The sequence below is a fragment of the Kosakonia quasisacchari genome (assembly GCF_004331415.1).
Taxonomy (GTDB): domain Bacteria; phylum Pseudomonadota; class Gammaproteobacteria; order Enterobacterales; family Enterobacteriaceae; genus Kosakonia; species Kosakonia quasisacchari.
Window position 1 is genome coordinate 263,356 of sequence record NZ_SJOP01000003.1, and the last position, 19,192, is coordinate 282,547.

At 56.0% G+C, this 19,192-nt stretch carries 19 protein-coding genes and 1 pseudogene; 15 read left to right on the plus strand and 5 right to left on the minus strand.

What is annotated here, in order from left to right:
* The first annotated feature begins 18 nt into the window (after positions 1 to 18).
* Positions 19 to 405, plus strand: a complete 387-nt coding sequence (gene cybC / locus E0L21_RS05050) for a cytochrome b562 (protein ID WP_131407320.1) — start codon at positions 19 to 21, stop codon at positions 403 to 405.
* A gap of 518 nt (positions 406 to 923) precedes the next feature.
* Here cybC and E0L21_RS05055 read toward each other — a convergent pair.
* Entirely contained in the window at positions 924 to 1,886 is a 963-nt protein-coding gene (locus E0L21_RS05055) for a quinone oxidoreductase family protein (protein ID WP_131407322.1), read from the minus strand.
* A 109-nt stretch (positions 1,887 to 1,995) separates the two neighbouring features.
* Between E0L21_RS05055 and E0L21_RS05060 the strand changes: the two genes are divergently transcribed.
* From E0L21_RS05060 to E0L21_RS05110, 11 genes are all read left to right on the plus strand, one after another.
* Entirely contained in the window at positions 1,996 to 2,889 is an 894-nt protein-coding gene (locus tag E0L21_RS05060) for a LysR substrate-binding domain-containing protein (protein ID WP_131407324.1), read from the plus strand.
* A gap of 250 nt (positions 2,890 to 3,139) precedes the next feature.
* Entirely contained in the window at positions 3,140 to 3,475 is a 336-nt protein-coding gene (locus E0L21_RS05065; protein WP_131407326.1) for a glycine dehydrogenase, read from the plus strand.
* 10 nt (positions 3,476 to 3,485) lie between these two features.
* A complete protein-coding gene (locus tag E0L21_RS05070; RefSeq protein ID WP_065369945.1) occupies positions 3,486 to 3,848 on the plus strand; it encodes an SFCGS family glycine-rich protein in 363 nt (120 codons plus the stop codon).
* 2 nt (positions 3,849 to 3,850) lie between these two features.
* A complete protein-coding gene (locus E0L21_RS05075; RefSeq protein ID WP_131407328.1) occupies positions 3,851 to 4,147 on the plus strand; it encodes a DUF4312 family protein in 297 nt (98 codons plus the stop codon).
* Between the two features lie 51 nt (positions 4,148 to 4,198).
* Positions 4,199 to 4,975 carry a DUF4311 domain-containing protein gene (locus E0L21_RS05080; protein WP_017459108.1) on the plus strand — a complete coding sequence of 259 codons (777 nt, stop codon included), beginning with the start codon at positions 4,199 to 4,201 and terminating at the stop codon, positions 4,973 to 4,975.
* Between the two features lie 9 nt (positions 4,976 to 4,984).
* Positions 4,985 to 5,626 (plus strand): DUF4310 family protein, encoded by a 642-nt coding sequence (locus tag E0L21_RS05085; RefSeq protein ID WP_131407330.1) that lies wholly within the window; start codon positions 4,985 to 4,987, stop codon positions 5,624 to 5,626.
* A 42-nt stretch (positions 5,627 to 5,668) separates the two neighbouring features.
* Positions 5,669 to 6,802, plus strand: a complete 1,134-nt coding sequence (locus E0L21_RS05090) for an amidohydrolase/deacetylase family metallohydrolase (protein WP_131407332.1) — start codon at positions 5,669 to 5,671, stop codon at positions 6,800 to 6,802.
* On the plus strand, positions 6,786 to 7,904 hold the full coding sequence (locus E0L21_RS05095) for a DgaE family pyridoxal phosphate-dependent ammonia lyase (protein WP_131407334.1): 1,119 nt from the start codon (positions 6,786 to 6,788) through the stop codon (positions 7,902 to 7,904). The genes E0L21_RS05090 and E0L21_RS05095 overlap by 17 nt, the downstream gene beginning before the upstream one ends.
* Entirely contained in the window at positions 7,901 to 8,641 is a 741-nt protein-coding gene (gene dagF, locus E0L21_RS05100; protein ID WP_131407336.1) for a 2-dehydro-3-deoxy-phosphogluconate aldolase, read from the plus strand. Before E0L21_RS05095 ends, dagF begins: the two co-directional genes overlap by 4 nt.
* Before the next feature lie 57 nt (positions 8,642 to 8,698).
* Positions 8,699 to 9,847, plus strand: a complete 1,149-nt coding sequence (locus E0L21_RS05105) for a lactonase family protein (protein ID WP_131407338.1) — start codon at positions 8,699 to 8,701, stop codon at positions 9,845 to 9,847.
* A gap of 14 nt (positions 9,848 to 9,861) precedes the next feature.
* Entirely contained in the window at positions 9,862 to 11,772 is a 1,911-nt protein-coding gene (locus E0L21_RS05110; RefSeq protein WP_131407340.1) for a BglG family transcription antiterminator, read from the plus strand.
* Positions 11,773 to 11,805: 33 nt separating this feature from the next.
* Here E0L21_RS05110 and E0L21_RS05115 read toward each other — a convergent pair whose 3' ends face one another.
* On the minus strand, positions 11,806 to 12,639 hold the full coding sequence (locus tag E0L21_RS05115) for an oxidoreductase (RefSeq protein WP_131407342.1): 834 nt from the start codon (positions 12,637 to 12,639) through the stop codon (positions 11,806 to 11,808).
* 104 nt (positions 12,640 to 12,743) lie between these two features.
* Here E0L21_RS05115 and E0L21_RS05120 point away from each other — a divergent pair, with 104 nt between their 5' ends.
* The 3 genes and pseudogenes from E0L21_RS05120 to E0L21_RS05130 all read left to right on the plus strand — a co-directional run bounded on the left by E0L21_RS05120 (position 12,744) and on the right by E0L21_RS05130 (position 14,272).
* Entirely contained in the window at positions 12,744 to 13,664 is a 921-nt protein-coding gene (locus tag E0L21_RS05120; protein ID WP_131407344.1) for an AraC family transcriptional regulator, read from the plus strand.
* A 92-nt stretch (positions 13,665 to 13,756) separates the two neighbouring features.
* Positions 13,757 to 13,999: a type II toxin-antitoxin system RelB/DinJ family antitoxin gene (locus E0L21_RS05125; protein ID WP_017459099.1), complete on the plus strand. Its 243-nt coding sequence runs from the start codon at positions 13,757 to 13,759 to the stop codon at positions 13,997 to 13,999.
* Positions 13,989 to 14,272 (plus strand): annotated as a pseudogene (locus E0L21_RS05130) (type II toxin-antitoxin system RelE family toxin). Before E0L21_RS05125 ends, E0L21_RS05130 begins: the two are co-directional and overlap by 11 nt.
* A gap of 5 nt (positions 14,273 to 14,277) precedes the next feature.
* On the opposite strand, the gene nrdG reads toward E0L21_RS05130, so the two are convergent.
* The 3 genes from nrdG to treC all read right to left on the minus strand — a co-directional run bounded on the left by nrdG (position 14,278) and on the right by treC (position 19,178).
* A complete protein-coding gene (gene nrdG, locus E0L21_RS05135) occupies positions 14,278 to 14,742 on the minus strand; it encodes an anaerobic ribonucleoside-triphosphate reductase-activating protein (RefSeq protein ID WP_131407346.1) in 465 nt (154 codons plus the stop codon).
* A 260-nt stretch (positions 14,743 to 15,002) separates the two neighbouring features.
* Entirely contained in the window at positions 15,003 to 17,138 is a 2,136-nt protein-coding gene (gene nrdD, locus E0L21_RS05140) for an anaerobic ribonucleoside-triphosphate reductase (RefSeq protein ID WP_131407348.1), read from the minus strand.
* A gap of 384 nt (positions 17,139 to 17,522) precedes the next feature.
* Positions 17,523 to 19,178 carry an alpha,alpha-phosphotrehalase gene (gene treC / locus E0L21_RS05145; protein ID WP_131407461.1) on the minus strand — a complete coding sequence of 552 codons (1,656 nt, stop codon included), beginning with the start codon at positions 19,176 to 19,178 and terminating at the stop codon, positions 17,523 to 17,525.
* Positions 19,179 to 19,192: the final 14 nt, after the last annotated feature.

The following is a 19,192-nucleotide window of genomic DNA, read 5'->3' on the forward strand; positions in this document are numbered from 1 at the left end:
TAAAAAAGGAAGTGAGCAATGCGTAAAAACCTGTTAGCGCTCCTGGCTGTATCATCGTTGTTTGTTGGATCGTCGGTGTTCGCTGCCGATCTTGAAGATGATATGGGCACCCTGAATGACAATCTCAAAGTGGTGCAGAAAACCAGCGACGCCGGCGAGATGAAAGATGCATTAACCAAAATGCGTACCGCCGCATTAGATGCACAAAAAGCGACACCGCCGAAACTGGAAGGCAAAGCGGCAGACAGCGCGGAGATGAAAGATTTCCGCCACGGCTTTGATGTGCTGGTTGGTCAGATCGACGGCGCGCTGAAACTGGCTAACGAAGGCAAAGTGAAAGAGGCGCAGGACGCCGCTAAAGGGTTTGTTGATACCCGCAACACGTATCACAAGAAATACCGTTAATTCGGTATCAGGTTAAACGAAGCGGGGCAATTGCCCCGCTTTTTACTTCAGCTTCTTGACCGGAATTTCCGGTGTCCGCTTTTTATTGTGTGCTTCCCTGGTGCTGTTTCATTTTTAAAACGCGTTATGTCAGGGGATCAAATTCATCTGTTGTTAAATCTCTCTCGTGTTGAGTAAACATTGTCAGCATCAGTTATTTTTAGTTTGGTGGAATGGTTCCGTTCATTAATAGAAGGGTTACTTTAATTAACCCCCGTGCTGTGAACGGGATAAGGGGACACTGCGTCCCCCTTATCAATCCCCGCAACCCCGCGGGAAATCGGTGCTTCGCACTACGCTCACCTCCCGAGCGTCTGTCTGCGGTCGGCTCGACTCGACGTCCTGTCTCGTTTCGCCTCTGGCCGCCATCCATGGCGTCCAGACCTTGCCATTCACTCTTCGGTTCGCCGATTTCAGCGGGGACCCAACCCCATCGCTGCGAAGTTCATGCACTTTTTTAATAACGTATCGCTGCAATGTCAGGGGATCAAAATCACCTTCCCGCTAAACAGCCGGTTTTCCAGCAAGTTATGTGCCTCTTTACCGCGATAGAGCGGAAAAGATGCCACCTCCGGCAATTTAATATGTCCCGCTTTTAGCAACGCAAACAGCCGATCGGCGCGGCGCTGCCGCTCGTGCTGCGATGTCAGGTAAGTCCACAGATCGGCACCAATAACACCGGTAGATCGCAACAAAAATTGCGCCGGATCCGGCGTGGGGATCGTACCGCCGGACATGCCGAACAGCACAACGCGCCCGCCATCTTTCAGGCTATCCAGGCTTTGTAGCAGTGTGCTGCCAACGGAATCAAACACGATATCGCAACCCGACGTATGCCAGGCGCGAACCTGTTCAGGCCAGGCGTCGTAATTAGCGGCGGCGTCTGCGCCGTTACGCAGGCAGAGGCTTTGCTTGGCCTGACTTGAGGCCACGGCAAACACCTGCACTCCCCGGTGAACCAGCATTTGCGTCAGCAGGCTGCCCACCCCGCCAGCGGCGGCCAGCACGGTGGCACGCATGCCGGGGACCACCGGTAACACATCATGCAACAGATAATCGGCGGTTAAACCCTGTAACAGAATCGACGCCGCCTCTGCTTCAGAAAGCCAGTCAGGCAGGCGGATGGCGTGTTCCTGTGCCACCACAATATGGCTGGCGTGCGCCAGCGGCACATCGGCAAAACCCGCGCGATCCCCCGGCTGCCAGCCGCTTACACCGCTACCCACGGCAATCACCTGACCGGCACCTTCATAGCCGGCAACCCAGGGCGCGCTTCCTGCCAGTGGGTAACGACCCTGGCGGCGATAGATATCCGCAAAATTCAGACCGGCGGCAGACACGTCGACCAGCAGCTCGCCCGCGCCGGGCTGCGGCGTAGGTTGATTGTGCAGGTAGAGCACGTCCGATGCGCCAAATTCATTGAAAACCAGCGATTGCATCATTAAGAACCCAATAAACGATAATGGCGCTATTATTTCCTGCGTTCTGTTGAGGATAAATGGGGCGTTGTTATCTTCATTTGATACTGTGGGTTTAGAATGCGGGTGAAAAATGGACTATCTCAAATGCGTTGAGTCGTTTGTCAGCACCATCAGGTTCGGCAGTTTTACCGCCGCCGCCGACTCGTTAGGCATCACGCCAGCGATGGTCGGTAAACATGTGCGTGAACTCGAGCGTCGCACCGGCTGCAAGCTACTGCACCGCACTACGCGCCGCCAGGGGTTAACCGAAGCCGGTCAGCGTTTTTACCAGTACGGTCTGCAAATCCTCGCCACCGTTCGCGAAGCGGACGGGTTAGCCAATCATCTCTATGAAAATGTCTCTGGCCTGCTGCGCATCAGCGCGCCGGTGGTCTGGGGCAACCATGTTTTGACCCCCATTTTGTCGCGTTTTTTACAGCAATATCCCGGTGTGGATGCGGAAATGGTGCTTGGCGATCGCAAAGTCTCGCTGATTGAGGAGCGTTTCCAGATCGCGATCCGCATCGGCTCTGTTAATGATGAAGGGATGATTGCCATTCCGCTGGCTCCTTACCAGATGATCCTCGCCGCATCGCCTGGCTATTTAGCCCGCCACGGTACGCCGGAAACCCCGGACGAGTTAACGCAGCATCACTGCATCAGTTTTAGCCAATGGCGCTCCGATCACAGTTGGCAGCTGGAAGGGCCAGATGGTAAGCAAGAGGTGCCAATTACCCCTCGGTTGATGGTGGATTCCGGCGAGGCGATTCGCCAGGCGGCGCTGGCCGGGCTGGGGATTGTGCAGCACGCCGACATCATGTTGCAGCGGGATATTGATGCAGGCCGCCTGTGTGCCGTGCTGCCGGGCTATTTACCGCCGCCGCGTCCGATGCACTTATTACATTTGCCCGGTAGGCCGCTGTTGCCGCTGGTATCGTCATTCACGGATTATCTATTACGGGCGCTGAACGGCGGGCAGGAATAAGTAAACCTTATTCACCTCACACTTTCCCCCTCCCACTCGCTGTTTTTTTGTGCTTTTTCGTTGCCTATTTCCCGCCTCTTTTGGTCAAAATTGTGACCCCTATACAGTGAAAAATCTCTGAACGGCCTCATTTTGCGGCGCAGATCACTAAAGCCCTCCGCGTTTCCACTTCGAAGTGGAAAACTCCTCGCTACAAACTCTTAACCTGCAACGTTAGTTTTACTGTGAAGCCATTAACGGGGTACGACGAGTGAATAACGGAGCGGTAATAAACGACGCGGAGCAGGCTGCGCAAACGGCAACCCTCGCTGAACGCATGCTGAAGCAGGTGTATGCCCTGCTCAGCGCTCAGAACATCACGCCGAACGCAGTGCAGCAACAGATGCTGACTTCTCATGTTCGCGCCATGGCGCACCGGTCAGTGACTGGCGAGCCGCTGCCGGAAGTGGATGCCAGCTTGTTCGATGAGATTTCGGCGGAATCAATGCGCCTTGCCCGCGACATCGTGGCGGCATTTGGCAACCTTCCGGAAGAAGAAGCCTGGCTGCTGTCGGTGCACTTCGAAGTGGCGAAAGACAACCTTTAAGGAGCGAAAAATGGAACAGATTACCGTAGTGATTGGCGACCGCCTGGGTAAAGGCCAGAAAGTGGCGGCTGGCGTAGAAAAAGCGGGCGGCCGCGCGGTTGTCGTGCCGGGTGTAGCAGCGGACATGAAGCTTGGCGACGTGATGAAAGCGGAAAACGCCACCTTTGGTATCTCCTTTTGCGGCAGCGGCGGCGCGGGGGCTATCACCGCGCAGAACAAGTATGGCTACAAAGCCAAATACGGCATGCGTTCCGTGGAAGAGGGCGTGACGGCAATTAACGAAGGCTGCAACGTGCTGGGCTTTGGCTTCATGGACAAAGAAGAGTTAGGCGAGCGTCTGGTGCAGGCGTGGCAGAAAAAATACGGCGCATAACCATGAAAGAACAGTTCACCACCACGGTCAGGGTAAACGGCAAGGGCGATGCGAAAGCGCGCGCCTTCGCCGATGCGCTGAACCATGTTCAGGCCGCGGTGATGAAAACATCGCCGCACATTTTACTGCGCATTGAGCCACAGGACGTGCAGGTTGTTCAGGCGCAGGAAACGACGCGTAAAGAGGCGTTTTTGTTCCTCTTTCTGCGCCGGATAAGACGCACGTACAGCGTGGAGCTGGACGTCACCGTCAACGTGACCGCCATCAATCTCGATAAAGTGGATTTCGTCACGCAATAACTCACCGCATACCCCGTGAGCCAGTATCACAGGGTAGAAGAGGGCAGACTGATGTTCTTAATCATACTAATAAAATCGCTCATTATCGGCGGCCTGGTGGGCGTCGGTGTGGGCGCAGGGGCTGCACGCATGTTCCACGCGCCGACCACGCAAGGGATGGGCGCATTTCGTACACTGGGTGAGCTGAACTCCTGCGAAGGGGACCCGGCTTCGCACTTCTCCTTTGGCCTGGGCTTCTTCTTTAACGCCTGGGCCTCATCCGTTGCGGCGGGATCGTTCACTCAGGACGTTGACCACCGCATTATTCCGAACTGGGGTGCTGCTGCGTTGATGGTGAAAAACCGCAACGTGGGTGAAACCCTGCATGACCCGAAAAAGATGGCCATCGCCTGTGGGCTTATCGGCATGGTGGTCGTTACCTTCCTCAACCTGACTGCCTCCTCCGTTCCGGCGGCATTGCAGGTAACGGCAGTGAAAGTGCTGGTTCCGGCAGCAAACCTGCTGGTCAACACGGTGATGCCGGTCATTTTCTGGCTGGCGGCGATTGATGCGGGCAAGAAATCCGGTTTCTGGGCCACCGTCTTTGGCGGCGCGGCACAGCTGATTATGGGCAACGCCGTACCGGGCCTGGTGCTGGGCATTCTGATTGGTAAAGGCGTGGAAGAGAGCGGCTGGAACCGTGTCACCAAAGTGATGATGACAGCCATTGTCGCCCTGTTTGTGCTGAGTGCGTTCTTCCGCGGCTTTGACCTGAAAATGATCGAGTCCTTCCACCTGAGCGCGCCGGACTGGCTGTCGCTTATTCACAACTCGCTCAGCGGCAAATAAGGAACCGAGATGGAACAGAATAAAGGCTTTTGGTACGCCGACTGGTCATTCCCGATTTTCGTCGGCCTGCTCTCTTCCGGCGTGTTCGCCGGGACACACATGTACTACTTGTACGGCATTGGCGCGTTTAACGAAGTGGCGTTTGTCTCGATGCTGCGTTCCGGCATGGATACCGGCGTTTACGGCGCGGTAGCGGCGTTTGGCGCGAGCTTCCTGTTCGCCCGCATTATTGAAGGTTCTCTGGTTGGCATCCTGGATATCGGCGGCGCTATCCAGACCGGGGTTGGCCTTGGCGTTCCGGCGCTGTTGCTTGGCGCGGGCTTTGTCTTCCCGGTGGCGAACTTTGTTGCCTCGCTGGCAACCGGGCTGATCATTGGCCTGGCAATTGGCTACCTGATTATCCTGGCGCGTAAGTTCACCATCAATCAGAGCGATTCCACCTACGGCGCCGACGTGATGATGGGCGCAGGTAACGCCTCCGGCCGCTTCCTTGGCCCGTTGATTATCCTCAGCGCGATGACGGCTTCCATTCCGATTGGCATTGGTTCGCTGGTGGGCGCGCTGCTGTTTTACCTCTGGCAGAAACCAATCACCGGGGGCGCGATCCTCGGTGCGATGCTGCTGGGCTCCATTTTCCCGGTAGCCCTCTGACACCCACGGGCGCTGCGGCGCCCGTTACTCCTGGAGATACGCATGTTTGATTTACTCCTGCGCCGGGCGCGTCTGGTTGACGACACGGTGACGGATATCGCCATCGCGGCGGGTAAAATCGCGGCGCTTGGCGATATCGACGGCCCGGCGGCAAAACGCGTGGATTTACACGGCGAACACTACGTCAGCGCCGGGTGGATCGACTCCCATGTCCACTGTTACCCGAACTCGCCCATTTATCATGATGAGCCCGATAGCGTCGGCATTCAGACGGGCGTCACCACGGTGATTGACGCCGGAAGCACCGGCGCGGACGACATCGATGATTTTTATGCCATTACCCGCAAGGCATCGACGGAAGTCTATGCGCTGTTAAACATCTCGCGCGTTGGGCTGATTGCGCAAAACGAGCTGGCGAACCTGAATAATATCGACGCCGACGCCGCGCGTGAGGCCATAAAACGCCACCCGGATTTTATTGTCGGCCTGAAAGCGCGCATGAGCAGCAGCGTGGTTGGCGATAACGGCATCACGCCGTTGCAACGCGCCAAAGCCATCCAGCAACAGAACGGGGATTTGCCATTAATGGTGCACATTGGCAACAACCCGCCAAATCTGGATGAAATTGCCGAGCTGCTGACCTCCGGCGACATCATTACCCACTGCTATAACGGCAAGCCAAACCGAATTCTGACGCCAACCGGCGAGCTGCGCGCCTCGGTGACTCGCGCCATTGCGCGCGGTGTGCACCTTGATGTCGGGCACGGCAGCGCCAGCTTCAGCTTTGCGGTGGCACAGCAGGCTATTGCGCTGGGGATTTTGCCGCAGACCATCAGTTCCGACATTTACTGCCGCAACCGCATTGATGGCCCGGTGCGCTCGCTGGCGAATGTGATGTCCAAATTCCTCGTCATCGGTATGTCGCTGCCGCAGGTGATCGCCTGTGTGACCGACCACGCCGCCGATGGTCTGCGCCTGAAGCATAAAGGGCGTCTTGTCGTGGGTTACGACGCCGACCTGACCATTTTCGACCTGAAACGCCAACCGGTGCTGTTCACCGATGCGGAAAACGAGACGTTACAGGCCGAACACATCCTCACGCCGCTTGCCGCCATTCGCGCGGGCAAGGGCTATATGACCGAACAAGGGAGTGCAGAACATGCCTTCGATTTATGATAAGTACGATTTAAAACAGGTGATTAACGCCTCCGGGCGCATGACGGCTCTCGGCGTTTCCACGCCGCGCCCGGAAGTGGTCGACGCCGTATTAAGCGGCATGAATCACTACTTCGAAATGAAAGACCTGGTGAATAAAACCGGCGAGTACATTGCGAAACTGCTGGAGGTTGAAGGCGCGACCGTGGTGTCGTGCGCGTCGGCCGGGATTGCCCAGTCCGTCGCCGCCGTGCTGGTGCGCGACAGTGACTGGCTGCTGGAAAACCTGCACAGCACGCCGATTGGGAACAACGAAATCGTGCTGCCGCGCGGGCACAACGTTAACTTTGGCGCACCGGTTGGCACCATGGTGGCGTTGGGCGGTGGCAAAGTGGTGGAAGCCGGTTACGCCAATGAATGTTCCGCCGATCAACTGGCGGCGGCGATCTCGCCGCGCACAGCGGCGATCCTCTTTATCAAATCCCATCATTGTGTACAAAAAAGCATGCTCAGCGTGGAGCAGGCCGCTGTGGTGGCGCGCAAACACAACCTGCCGCTGATTGTTGATGCGGCGGCGGAAGAGGATTTGCAGTGCTACTACCGTGCCGGCGCGGATTTGGTTATCTACAGCGGCGCAAAAGCGATTGAAGGGCCAACCAGCGGGCTGGTGATCGGCAAAACGCAGTACGTGGAGTGGGTAAAACGCCAGACGGCGGGCATTGGCCGCGCGATGAAAGTGGGCAAAGAGGGCATTCTCGGCCTGACCTGCGCCATTGAACACTATCTTTCTGCCAGCAAAGAGAGCGGCGCGGAGATGGTCGCCAAAATGACGCCGTTCATCGACCAGTTAAACACGCTGAAAGGCGTGAGCGCCCGCGTAGTGTGGGACAGCGCCGGGCGCGATATTGCCCGCAGCGAAATCAAATTTGATGAAGCCGTTACTGGTATCGCCACCGGCGAGCTGGTCAGCGCCCTCAAACAGGGGGAATACGCCATTTACTTCCGTGGTTATAAAGCCAACGAAGGGATTATCGAAGCCGATGTACGCAGCGTCACCGCCGAACAACTGACGATTATTTATCGCCGCATCGCCGAAGAACTGAACAAAGGATCGAACGCATGAAACTGACGCCGAATTTTTACCGCGACCGCGTATGCCTGAACGTGCTGGCGGGAAGCAAAGAGAACGCCAGCGCGATTTACGAGGCCGCGGAAGGCCATGTGCTGGTAGGCGTGCTCTCGAAAAACTACCCGGATGTGGCGAGCGCCGTCGCGGATATGCGCGACTACGCGGCGCGTATCGATAATGCGCTTTCTGTTGGCCTCGGTGCGGGCGATCCGAACCAGTCGGCCATGGTCAGCGCCATCTCCCGTGAAGTACAACCGCAGCACGTTAACCAGGTGTTCACCGGCGTGGCGACCAGCCGTGCGCTGCTCGGGCAGAACGACACGGTGGTTAACGGTCTGGTCTCGCCAACCGGCACACCAGGGCTGGTGAAGATCTCCACCGGGCCGCTGAGCAGCCAGGCGCCAGATGGCATTGTGCCGGTAGAAACCGCCATTGCGCTGTTAAAAGACATGGGCGGCAGCTCCATTAAATACTTCCCGATGGGCGGGCTGAAATGCCGCGACGAATTTATCGCCGTGGCGCAAGCCTGTGCGCGCCATGATTTCTGGCTGGAGCCGACCGGCGGAATCGATCTGCAAAACTTCAGTGAAATCCTGCAAATCGCGCTGGATGCGGGCGTTCGCAAAGTGATCCCGCATATTTACAGTTCGATTATTGATAAGGCGAGTGGCGACACGCGCCCGGCGGATGTTCGCCAGTTGCTGGAAATGACCAAAACGTTGGTGAAGTAAACCATCTTCCCTCCCGATAAGGGAGGGAAACTCCCTCTCGTCACGTAAGGAGCTACCATGCTTACCGCTCGTCATCTGCTTACCGTTTCACTTTCTTTACTGGCGACCAGCGCCATGGCACAAACGCAGTACGCGTGGGTGGGCACCTACAACCCGAATGGTGAAGGGTTGTACCGTTTTACCGTCGACCCGCAATCCGGCGCGCTGGGTAATAAAACGCTGGTCAGCCCGTTGCCAAATGCGGCGCAACTGACGGTTGCGCGGGATGGTAAAACGCTTTATCTCGCCAGCGAAGTGGAAAAGGGCGCGGTGCAGGCGTTGCATATTGGCGATAACGGTGAGTTGAGTGTGCTAAACCAGGTGGCGTCCGGCGGTGCCGGGCCGGTTTATCTGTCGCTGACGCCAAATGGCCGCTATTTGCTGGTGGCGAATTATGTCAGCGGATCGATTGCCGTGCTGCCGGTGAAAGCGGACGGTAGCCTCGGCGAGGCGGTGGATACGCGTCAGGATCAGGGCGAGCCGGGAGCGGCAAAACCGCAAGCAGCGGTGGAAGGCAGTTTTGCGATTAGCGATCACAATGGCCCGCATGCGCATATGATCGCCGCCGATCCAAGCGGGAAGTTCGTCTTTTCCACCGATCTGGGGCTGGATCGCATTTATCAGTATCAGTTTGATAGCAAAACGGGCGCGTTAACGCCGAATGATCCACCCTTTATTAGCGCCTCTTCGCAAGGTGCCGGGCCGCGTCACTTTGTTTTCACGCCGCAAGGCGATGGCCTGTGGCTGATAAATGAAGAAGCCTCGACGCTCACGCACTATACGTTGAATAAAACTACCGGTACGTTGCAGCCGGGGAAAACCTTTTCGGCACTGCCGAAAGAGTACAAAGGCACCAGCTTTGCCGCCGGGCTGGTATTAAGCGGTGACGGTAAGCAGCTGTATGTTGCCAACCGGTTGCATAACAGCATCGCGCACTTTACGGTGAAAGCGGATGGTTCGCTAACCCATCAGGACGATGTCTGGACGCGCGGTGATTACCCGCGCACATTAACGCTGGCGGACAATGGCCGCTGGCTATACGTGATGAACCAGCGCAGCGATAACATCACCCGTTTTCGCGTGGAACGCGACGGGAAACTGCATTTTGAGCCGGACTACACACCGGTGGGCAGCCCATCCCAGATGGTTATTTCATCTCACCCTTAAGCCTGGAGAGCGACGTGCGATTCCCGAACCAACGTTTGGCGCAACTGTTTATGATGTTGCAAAACGAGACGCTACCGCAGGATGAGCTGGCACAGCGCTTATCGGTCTCGACGCGTACCGTTCGGGCCGATATCACCGCACTGAACGCCTTGCTGTTGCACCATGGGGCGCAGTTTATTTTGACGCGCGGCAGCGGGTATCAACTGAAAATTGATGACGCTGCTCTTTACCAAAGCTTGCAGGCGGCGCGCCCACGCGCGCTGCGTATTCCGCGCAGCGGGCCGGAGCGCGTGCATTATCTGGTGGTGCGTTTTCTCACTTCCGCTTTCTCACTCAAGCTCGAAGATCTGGCGGATGAGTGGTTTGTCAGCCGCGCCACGCTGCAAAATGATATGACCGAGGTGCGGGAGTGGTTTTCCCGCTACCGACTGACGCTGGAAACCCGCCCGCGCCACGGCATGAAACTGTTTGGCAGCGAAATGGCGCTGCGCGCCTGTCTGACGGATCTGTTGTGGGAACTGGCGCAGCAGAACGCGAATAATCCACTGATCACTGAAGAAGCGCTCAATCCGGGTGTGCCAGAGGCGCTGGCGACCATTCTGCATGACTGTTTTAACCGCCATCATATTCGCCTGACGGATGAGGGCGATCTCTTTATCCGACTTTACTGCGCGGTGGCGGTTCGCCGCATCAGCGAGGGCTATCCACTCTCTGAATTCAGCGCCGAAGATGGGGATGAAAGTGTGAAAGAGGCGGCGCGGGACATCTCTGTCGCGCTGCAACAACTGGCAGGAAAACCGCTGGCGGCGGCGGAAGAGCACTGGCTGCGGGTGCATATCGCCGGGCGGCGCGTGCAGGAGATTGCGCCCAGCGCCATCAGCGCCGATGACGACGAAACGCTGGTCAACTACATCCTTGGCTACATCAACACGCACTATAACTACAACCTGCAAAACGATGATCAGTTGCATGCGGATCTGCTCACGCATATCAAAACCATGATCACCCGCGTGCGCTACCAGATAATGATCCCTAACCCCTTGCTGGATAACATTAAACAGCACTATCCCATGGCGTGGGATATGACGCTGGCGGCGGTCTCCAGTTGGGGGAAATACACGCCGTATGTGATCAGCGAGAACGAGATCGGTTTTTTGGTGCTGCATATTGGTGTCGGCCTTGAGCGCCATTACAACGTGGGTTATCAGCGCCAGCCGCGCGTGTTGCTGGTGTGCGATGTCGGCAATGCGATGGTGCGGATGATTGAAGCGGTGCTGGCGCGTAAATACCCGCAGATTGTGGTGACGCGCACCGTGACGCTGCGAGAGTACGAGCAGTGCGAAGGTATCGCGGAGGATTTTGTTATCTCCACCGCGCGGGTAAATGAAAAAGATAAGCCGGTCGTCACCATTGCGCCGTTTCCCAGCGAGTATCAACTGGAGCAGATCGGCAAGCTGGTGCTGGTAGACAGAACGCGCCCGTGGATGCTGGAAAAGTACTTTGATGCCGCGCATTTCCGCATCATCGACGGCGCGATGGATCAACAAACGCTGTTCAACACTTTGTGCCATCAATTGCAGGATGAAGGCTTTGTCGATGCGGAGTTTCTCGATTCGGTGGTCGAGCGTGAAGCGATTGTCAGTACGCTGCTCGGCGAGGGCATTGCGTTGCCGCACGCCCTGGGGCTGCTGGCGAAAAAAACGGTGGTCTATACCGTGCTGGCTCCGCAGGGTATTGCGTGGGGGGATGAAACCGCGCATGTCATCTTCTTGCTGGCGATCAGCAAGAGCGAGTATGAAGAGGCGATGGCGATCTACGATATTTTCGTCACCTTCCTGCGCGAACGCGTAACGGCGCGACTTTGCACCTGCGCGGACTTCGCCTCGTTTAAAAGCGTGGCGATGGAGTCGCTGAGTCGGTTTTGAGCCAATACCGGGGCGCTTTCACGCCCCGTCTTGTTAACCATCGGTTGAGCGGGTAAGCGCCTCCCATGCGTTAATCTCCGCGGTGAGTGCAGCCAGTTTTTCACGCACCAGATTGAGCGCATCGCTGCCCAGCAGCAGGTGCGCTGGCAGTGTGTCGCTGTCTATTATCGCCAGCATGGCGCGAGCCGCTTTGACGGTATCACCGAGCTGTTTTCCGCTTTTTTCCTCGCGCGCCTGGCGAATCGGATCAAAAAGCGCATCGTAATCGGCAATGGTGCGGGGTGTGCGGATCATTGAGCGTCCGGCCCACTCGGTACGAAACGATCCCGGTGCTACTGCCGTCACGTGGATACCAAAAGGCTTCACCTCTTTGCCTAACGTTTCGCTGATCCCTTCCAGCGCGAATTTGCTCCCGCAGTACCAGGCGATGCCTGGCATGGTGATAAAACCGCCCATCGAGGTGATATTGATGATGTGCCCGCTGCAGCGCTGACGCATACCGGGCAGCACGGCTTTCATCATGGCTGCGGCACCAAACACATTGACGTCAAATTGGTGGCGCATCTCTGCAAGCGAGGACTCTTCCATGATCCCCTCATGGCCGTAACCGGCGTTATTTACCAGCACGTCGATTGACCCGATGCGTGATTCAACTTCTGCGATTACGTGATTGATTTGCGCAATGTCGGTGACATCAAGCAGGCGGGCAAAAGCCCGAGCCGGCTCGATGGCTTCAAATGCCTGCTGCGCTTCGCGGTTGCGCACCGTACCAATGACTTTGTGACCCGCAGCCAGTGCTTCCTGCGCCAGCGCACGACCAAAGCCGCTGCTGACGCCGGTGATGAAAATCGTTTTTACAGATGACATAACGTCTACTCCCATGAAAAATGGAAGCTGCATAGTATTCTCTGGCCTGCTGGTTTTTTAGGCCATATCTTCTCTTTTTATTGCCTGATCTTATGAGGTGCGCAGTGGCTGACATGATTGCGTTGTTAAAAGAGCTTGCCCCGCAGGAGGGGTACAACCTGACCGCGCTGGCAGATGTGCGCATTCTGCGCTCCGATCGCCCACTGGCCCGCACGCCGGTGCTGTACGATCCGGGCATTGTGATTGTCTGCCAGGGCAGCAAGCGAGGTTATTTCGGTCAGCAGATCTATCTTTATGACGAGCAGCACTACCTGGCGGTATCGGTTCCTGTGCCTTTTGTGATGGAAACGGATGCATCGGCAGACCATCCGCTGCTGGCGATTTACATGCATCTGGATTTTCAGGTCGCCGCAGATGTGATGCTGCAAATTGAACAGCATGGCTTTTCGCAACAGCCCGCTGCGCCGCAAAGCATGATCTCCAGCCCGATGGACGAGACGCTGAAAGCGGCGGTGCTGCGTTTACTGGAGACGCTCGGTAACCCGCTTGACACGGCGATCCTTGGCCCGGCGCGGGTACGGGAACTCTATTTTCGTGTGTTGACCGGCGCACAGAGCAATGCGATGCGCGCCGCGTTAGCCTTGCAGGGGCAGTTCGGTAAAATCGGTAAAACGCTGCGTTACATTCATGCGACCTATGCTCAACCCTTAACGCTGTCGCAACTGGCTCAGCAAGCCGGAATGAGCGTGCCGACGTTCCACAGCCATTTCAAAGGGATAACCCGGATGCCGCCGATGCAGTATGTGAAATCGGTGCGATTACACCAGGCGCGGATGTTAATGGTTCGCCAGCGACTCACTGCCGCAGCGGCCTGTTACGCAGTCGGTTACGAAAGCCCGTCACAGTTTAATCGCGAGTTCAAACGGCTCTTCGGTTTACCGCCAGCGGAAGAGGTGAGACGTATGCAAAACAGTTTTGCTGTTCCTCCGGCTCATTCAGCGTCGGAATATATCTCGTCGCACTGAAAGAGCGAGAATGAGAGAGGCTTTCCATAAATGCGCGTAATGCGCATGTAATGCTATATTGCATTACACATTCTCTTTTTACCGGAGGCATAATGGCGACGCTAAATGTTCGACTGGATGACAAACTCAAAGAAGAGGCCTGGCGCGTGCTGGAAAAACTCAATATCACCCCAACCGAAGCCGTTCGCTTACTGTTTCAATATGTCGCTGAAAACGGGCGTATGCCGATCAAAACAGTGACGGTGAGCGAGGACGAATCGGCGTTGCTGGAGATTGTCCGGGAGCGGCTGGCGAACCCGCAAAAAGGCATCAAGGTTAATCTGGATGAATTATGAGCTGGTGTTTGATCCCCGCGCATACAAAGAATGGAAAAACTCGGTGCCACGGTAAAAACACAGTTCAAAAAGAAACTGGCAGATGTGCTGATTTAACCAGGAATTGAAAAAGCCCGACTGCATCAATTTCCGGATTGCTACAAGATCAAATTGCGATCATCAGGCTACCGGTTGGTTTATCAGGTTAGAGACCATGTGGTGACGGTATTCGTTGTGTCTATCGGTAAACGCGAAAAAGCAGCCGCTTATCAGGATGCCAGCAAGCGGCTCTAATGTGGTCAACGCAAGTGGTGCACAACCTGGTTGCTGCTGCCGCGCCAGATAAGCATCGGGTCTTTCAGATCCTGAACGAATTTGCCGTCGATCAGCACGTTGATCAACTCGACCACTTCCCGCTGCGCGGCGTTCAGTTCGTCCATTTTGTAACCGGTCCACACCCAGATATCTTTGCCGGGGCACTCGGCACGGATGCGGGTCACCAGCTTTAAAATATCCGGCACGTTTTGCGGGTGCAGCGGATCGCCGCCGGAGAGCGAAATCCCCTGGCGCTTGATACGCGTGTCGTTGAGATCGGCGATGATCCGATCTTCCATTTCTTTGGTAAACGGCACGCCGGAGTTCAGCCGCCAGGTGCTTTTGTTGTAGCAACCTGGGCATTCATGTATGCAGCCGGAGACGAACAGCGTGCAGCGCGTGCCGGGGCCGTTGACGATGTCGACAGGGTAGTATTGATGGTAATTCATGTTTCCTCGTCGCATTTGGCGCTGTAGCTGCGTTGGCTACTCTCGCGCACCCGGGTCACTTACTTATGTAAGCTCCCCGGGATTTACTCGTTTGCCGCCTTGCTACAACGTCAACTGCTTAGAGGAAACGTATCAGACAGAAATTGTAGTGGCAGAAAACGTAGGCCCGATAAGCGTAGCGCCATCGGGCAATCAGGTACGGTAACGTCACTGACCGTGTGCCCGGCGCGGGTAAACGCCATTTACCGGGCGACAGGGCGTTAATCGATTTGCCCGTTGCCGAGGTGTTTCACACGGCGTTTCACTTCTTCCTGCTTGCCAGCGTTGAACGGACGTGCGTCCGGGCTGCCGAGATAGCCGCAAACGCGGCGAGTAACGGAGACGCGGGACGCGTCGTGATTACCGCATTTCGGGCAGGTAAAGCCTTTGCTGGTGCATTCGAACTCGCCGGTAAAACCGCACTCGTAACATTCATCGATCGGCGTGTTGGTGCCGTAATACGGCACATGCTGGTAGCTGTAATCCCAGACATCTTCCAGTGCGCGCAGGTTGTGCTGAATGTTCGGGTATTCGCCGTAGCAGATAAAGCCACCGCTGGCTAACGGCGGGTACGGCGCTTCGAAATCGATTTTGTCGTACGGGTTCACCTTTTTCTCGACATCAAGGTGGAAGCTGTTGGTGTAGTAACCTTTATCGGTTACCCCTTCCACCACGCCGAAATCAGCGGTATCGATACGGCAGAAGCGATCACACAAGTTTTCGCTTGGTGTGCTGTAAAGGCTAAAACCGTAGCCTGTTTCTTCTTTCCACTGATCAACCGCCTGGCGCAGGCGCTCAACAATCGCTACGCCTTTGGCGCGCAGTGCTTCGCTGTCGTAGATATGTTTATTGCCGGACAGGGCATTAATGGTTTCGTGAATGCCGATATAACCCAGCGAAATCGACGCGCGGCCGTTTTTAAAGATGGGTGCAATATCGTCGTCCGCTTTCAGGCGCACACCACAAGCCCCTTCCATATAGAGGATTGGCGCAACACGGGCTTTCACCCCTTCGAGGCGCGCGATACGGGTCATCAGCGCTTTTTTCGCCAGTTGCAGGCGGCTGTCCAGCAGTTTCCAGAACGCTGCTTCATCGCCTTTCGCTTCCAGCGCGATGCGCGGCAGGTTAAGGCTGATTACGCCGAGGTTGTTGCGCCCGTCATGCACTAGTTCACCGTTCTCTTCATACACGCCAAGGAAGCTGCGGCAGCCCATCGGCGTTTTAAACGAACCGGTCACTTTCACGACCTGATCGTAATTGAGGATGTCCGGGTACATGCGCTTGCTCGCGCACTCCAGCGCCAACTGTTTGATGTCGTAGTTCGGATCGTCAAACTTATGATTCAGGCCGTCGCGGATGGCAAACACCAGTTTCGGGAACACGGCGGTTTTACGGTTTTTACCCAAGCCTGCAATGCGGTTACGCAGGATCGACTGCTGGATCAAGCGGGATTCCCAGCTGGTGCCCAGCCCGAAACCGAAGGTGACAAACGGTGTCTGGCCGTTCGCGGTGTGCAGGGTGTTAACTTCATACTCCAGCGACTGGAACGCGTCGTAACACTCTTTCTCGGTGCGGCTGTGCGCATAGCCATCGGCATCCGGGATGTTCCACTCGCTGGCGACTCTGCGGTGTTTTTCGAAGCTGGCGCTGACAAACGGTGCCAGCACTTCGTCGATACGGTTGATGGTGGTGCCGCCATAAATATGGCTGGCGACCTGGGCGATGATCTGCGCGGTGACCGCCGTGGCGGTGGAGATCGATTTTGGCGGCTCAATCTCCGCGTTGCCCATTTTAAAACCGTGGGTCAGCATGCCCTTCAGATCGATCAGCATGCAGTTGAACATCGGGAAGAACGGGGAGTAGTCGAGATCGTGGTAGTGGATCTCACCGCGTTCGTGCGCCAGTACCACATCGCGCGGCAGCAAGTGCTGGCGGGCGTAGTGTTTGGCGACAATTCCCGCCAGCAGATCGCGCTGGGTCGGGATCACTTTACTGTCTTTGTTGGCGTTCTCGTTGAGTAGCGCTGAGTTGGTCTGCTCGACAAGACCGCGAATATCCTGGTTCAGACGGCCACGTTTCTCACGAGCGATATCGCGGTCGTGGCGATACTCAATGTAGGCGCGCGCCAGTTGCTTGTACGGCCCGGACATCAACTGGTTTTCGACGGCAGTCTGGATTTCGCTAATATCGACCTGCGATCGGCCCTGCATCTGACGACGAATAACATCTGCGACGGTGGCGCAATAGTCTGCGTCATCGACTCCCGCTGCTTTAGCTGCACGCAAAATTGCTTCTTGTATGCGCTCTGAGTTGAACGGCACTTTACAGCCGTCTCGTTTCATCACATGCGGTGTCATGATCACTCCATTTTAGAAAACAGGTTATCCACAATATGAGGACGCGCAGACTGGTTGGTTATTCATTACTAAAACCAATAAGTTCGTCCCGTCTTGGCCCTTGTTATCCACAGCGTGTATCGCTTTCGCGGTGGTCAGCTTGTTCGAATAATAGTCGATTAATACAACATATAGGGCCGGGGTGCATTCTAATTTCTATATATAGTGATTTGCATCAAACATGTTTGCGCTTTTATTGACTCAGAACAAAGTAAAAACCGGACAGCGCAGAGGACGGGCACTCTGAGGAAATGTAAATTTAGACATTCAAGTTTTGACTAAAAATTCAACAAAAACAGCAGGTTTATGCCTGCTGTTTTTTTGCGCCAGGGAAGTGAAAAACGCTTATTTTTGATGCCACCAAACGGCTTCGAACGGTCGCAGGGTCATTTCACCCGGCGCTGGGGAAACTTCTGCATAGTTGCTGATGACAATCTGCCAGTCACCCGGTAATTTTTCTGGCCGCCACGGCTGGAATTGATTGCTGAGGTTGGCGATAACCAACAACGTTTCTCCCTGCCACTGGCGGCGGTAGCACCATAAGTGCGGGTGAGTAGGAAGCAGATCCTGATAATCGCCCCAACTGAGTATCGGCAAGTTTTTACGCAGGCGAATCAATGACTGGTAGGTATAAAACACCGAATCGCTATCGTTGACCGCGTTTTCGACGTTGATTTCCCGATAGTTATCGCACAGACCAATCCACGGATCGGCGGTGGTGAAACCGGCGTTTTTGCGGGCGGTCCACTGCATTGGCGTGCGGCTGTTATCGCGCGATTTACTGGCGAGGATCGCCAGCAGTTCTTCCGGCTCGCATCCGGCGGCACGCAGTTCGGCAAACATATTCTGGCTTTCCACATCGCGGTAATCGGTAATGCGCGCAAAATGCGGGTTGGTCATGCCAATCTCTTCGCCCTGATAAATGTACGGCGTGCCCTGCATGCCGTGCAGCACCAGCGCCAGCATTTTGGCGGCGGGTACGCGCAGCACACCTTCATCGCCAAAGCGCGACACAATGCGCGGTTGATCGTGGTTACACCAGAACAGCGCATTCCACGCCACATTGTGCATCCCTTGTTGCCAGTGGCGGAACAGCGATTTCAATGCCGCAAAATCCGGTTTTGCTAGCGACCATTTTTCGCCGTCGGGATAGTCGACTTTCAGATGGTGGAAGTTAAACGTCATCGACAATTCGTTGCCGTCGAGCGCACCGTAGCGCTGGCAATGTTCCAGCGTGGTAGAGGACATCTCACCGACAGTCATCAGCTCGCGCGGGCGAAAAACCTCACGGCTCATCTCTTGCAAAAATTCATGGGCGCGCGGCCCATCGGTATAAAAACGTCGCCCGTCGCCGCTATGATCGTCGGGGAAATCCTGCTGTTTCGAGATTAAATTCACCACATCGAGACGCAAACCGTCGACACCGCGATCGGCCCAGAACGTGCAGACTTTTTTCAGCTCGTCGCGTACCGCCGGGTTTTCCCAGTTGAGATCGGCCTGCTCCGGCGCGAACAGATGCAAATAGTACTGACCGCTCTGGCTGTGCCAGCGCCATGCGCTGCCGCCAAATTTCGATCGCCAGTTATTCGGCGGCGTTTCGGGTTCGCCGTCGCGCCAGATATAGAAAGAACGGTATGGGCTTGCCGGATCCTGCGACGCCTGGAACCAGGCATGCTGCGTCGAGGTGTGGTTGAACACCATATCCAGCACCAGGCGGATACCGCGCTGATGCGCCTGGGCGACCAGTTCATCAAAGTCTGCCAGTGTGCCGTAAAGCGGATCGATGGCGGTGTAATTCGCCACGTCGTAGCCGTTATCCACCTGCGGGGAAATATAAAATGGCGTCAGCCAGATGGCGTCGACGCCGAGGGTTTGTAGGTAGTCGAGGCGCGTAATCACGCCGCGTAAATCACCGGTGCCAGTGCCGGTGGTGTCCTGAAAACTTTTTGGGTAAATCTGGTAGATAACGCCGTTTTGCCACCAGTGGGGAAGGGTATTCATCATGATTTCCTGCG

Excerpts from the sequence above, each read along its gene's own strand:
- cybC (WP_131407320.1), top strand. The coding sequence starts at position 19 with ATGCGTAAAAACCTGTTAGCGCTCCTGGCTGTATCATCGTTGTTTGTT.
- E0L21_RS05055 (WP_131407322.1), bottom strand. The coding sequence starts at position 1,886 with ATGATGCAATCGCTGGTTTTCAATGAATTTGGCGCATCGGACGTGCTC.
- E0L21_RS05060 (WP_131407324.1), top strand. The coding sequence starts at position 1,996 with ATGGACTATCTCAAATGCGTTGAGTCGTTTGTCAGCACCATCAGGTTC.
- E0L21_RS05070 (WP_065369945.1), top strand. The coding sequence starts at position 3,486 with ATGGAACAGATTACCGTAGTGATTGGCGACCGCCTGGGTAAAGGCCAG.
- E0L21_RS05075 (WP_131407328.1), top strand. The coding sequence starts at position 3,851 with ATGAAAGAACAGTTCACCACCACGGTCAGGGTAAACGGCAAGGGCGAT.
- E0L21_RS05080 (WP_017459108.1), top strand. The coding sequence starts at position 4,199 with ATGTTCTTAATCATACTAATAAAATCGCTCATTATCGGCGGCCTGGTG.
- E0L21_RS05085 (WP_131407330.1), top strand. The coding sequence starts at position 4,985 with ATGGAACAGAATAAAGGCTTTTGGTACGCCGACTGGTCATTCCCGATT.
- E0L21_RS05090 (WP_131407332.1), top strand. The coding sequence starts at position 5,669 with ATGTTTGATTTACTCCTGCGCCGGGCGCGTCTGGTTGACGACACGGTG.
- E0L21_RS05095 (WP_131407334.1), top strand. The coding sequence starts at position 6,786 with ATGCCTTCGATTTATGATAAGTACGATTTAAAACAGGTGATTAACGCC.
- dagF (WP_131407336.1), top strand. The coding sequence starts at position 7,901 with ATGAAACTGACGCCGAATTTTTACCGCGACCGCGTATGCCTGAACGTG.
- E0L21_RS05105 (WP_131407338.1), top strand. The coding sequence starts at position 8,699 with ATGCTTACCGCTCGTCATCTGCTTACCGTTTCACTTTCTTTACTGGCG.
- E0L21_RS05115 (WP_131407342.1), bottom strand. The coding sequence starts at position 12,639 with ATGTCATCTGTAAAAACGATTTTCATCACCGGCGTCAGCAGCGGCTTT.
- E0L21_RS05125 (WP_017459099.1), top strand. The coding sequence starts at position 13,757 with ATGGCGACGCTAAATGTTCGACTGGATGACAAACTCAAAGAAGAGGCC.
- nrdG (WP_131407346.1), bottom strand. The coding sequence starts at position 14,742 with ATGAATTACCATCAATACTACCCTGTCGACATCGTCAACGGCCCCGGC.
- nrdD (WP_131407348.1), bottom strand. The coding sequence starts at position 17,138 with ATGACACCGCATGTGATGAAACGAGACGGCTGTAAAGTGCCGTTCAAC.
- treC (WP_131407461.1), bottom strand. The coding sequence starts at position 19,178 with ATGAATACCCTTCCCCACTGGTGGCAAAACGGCGTTATCTACCAGATT.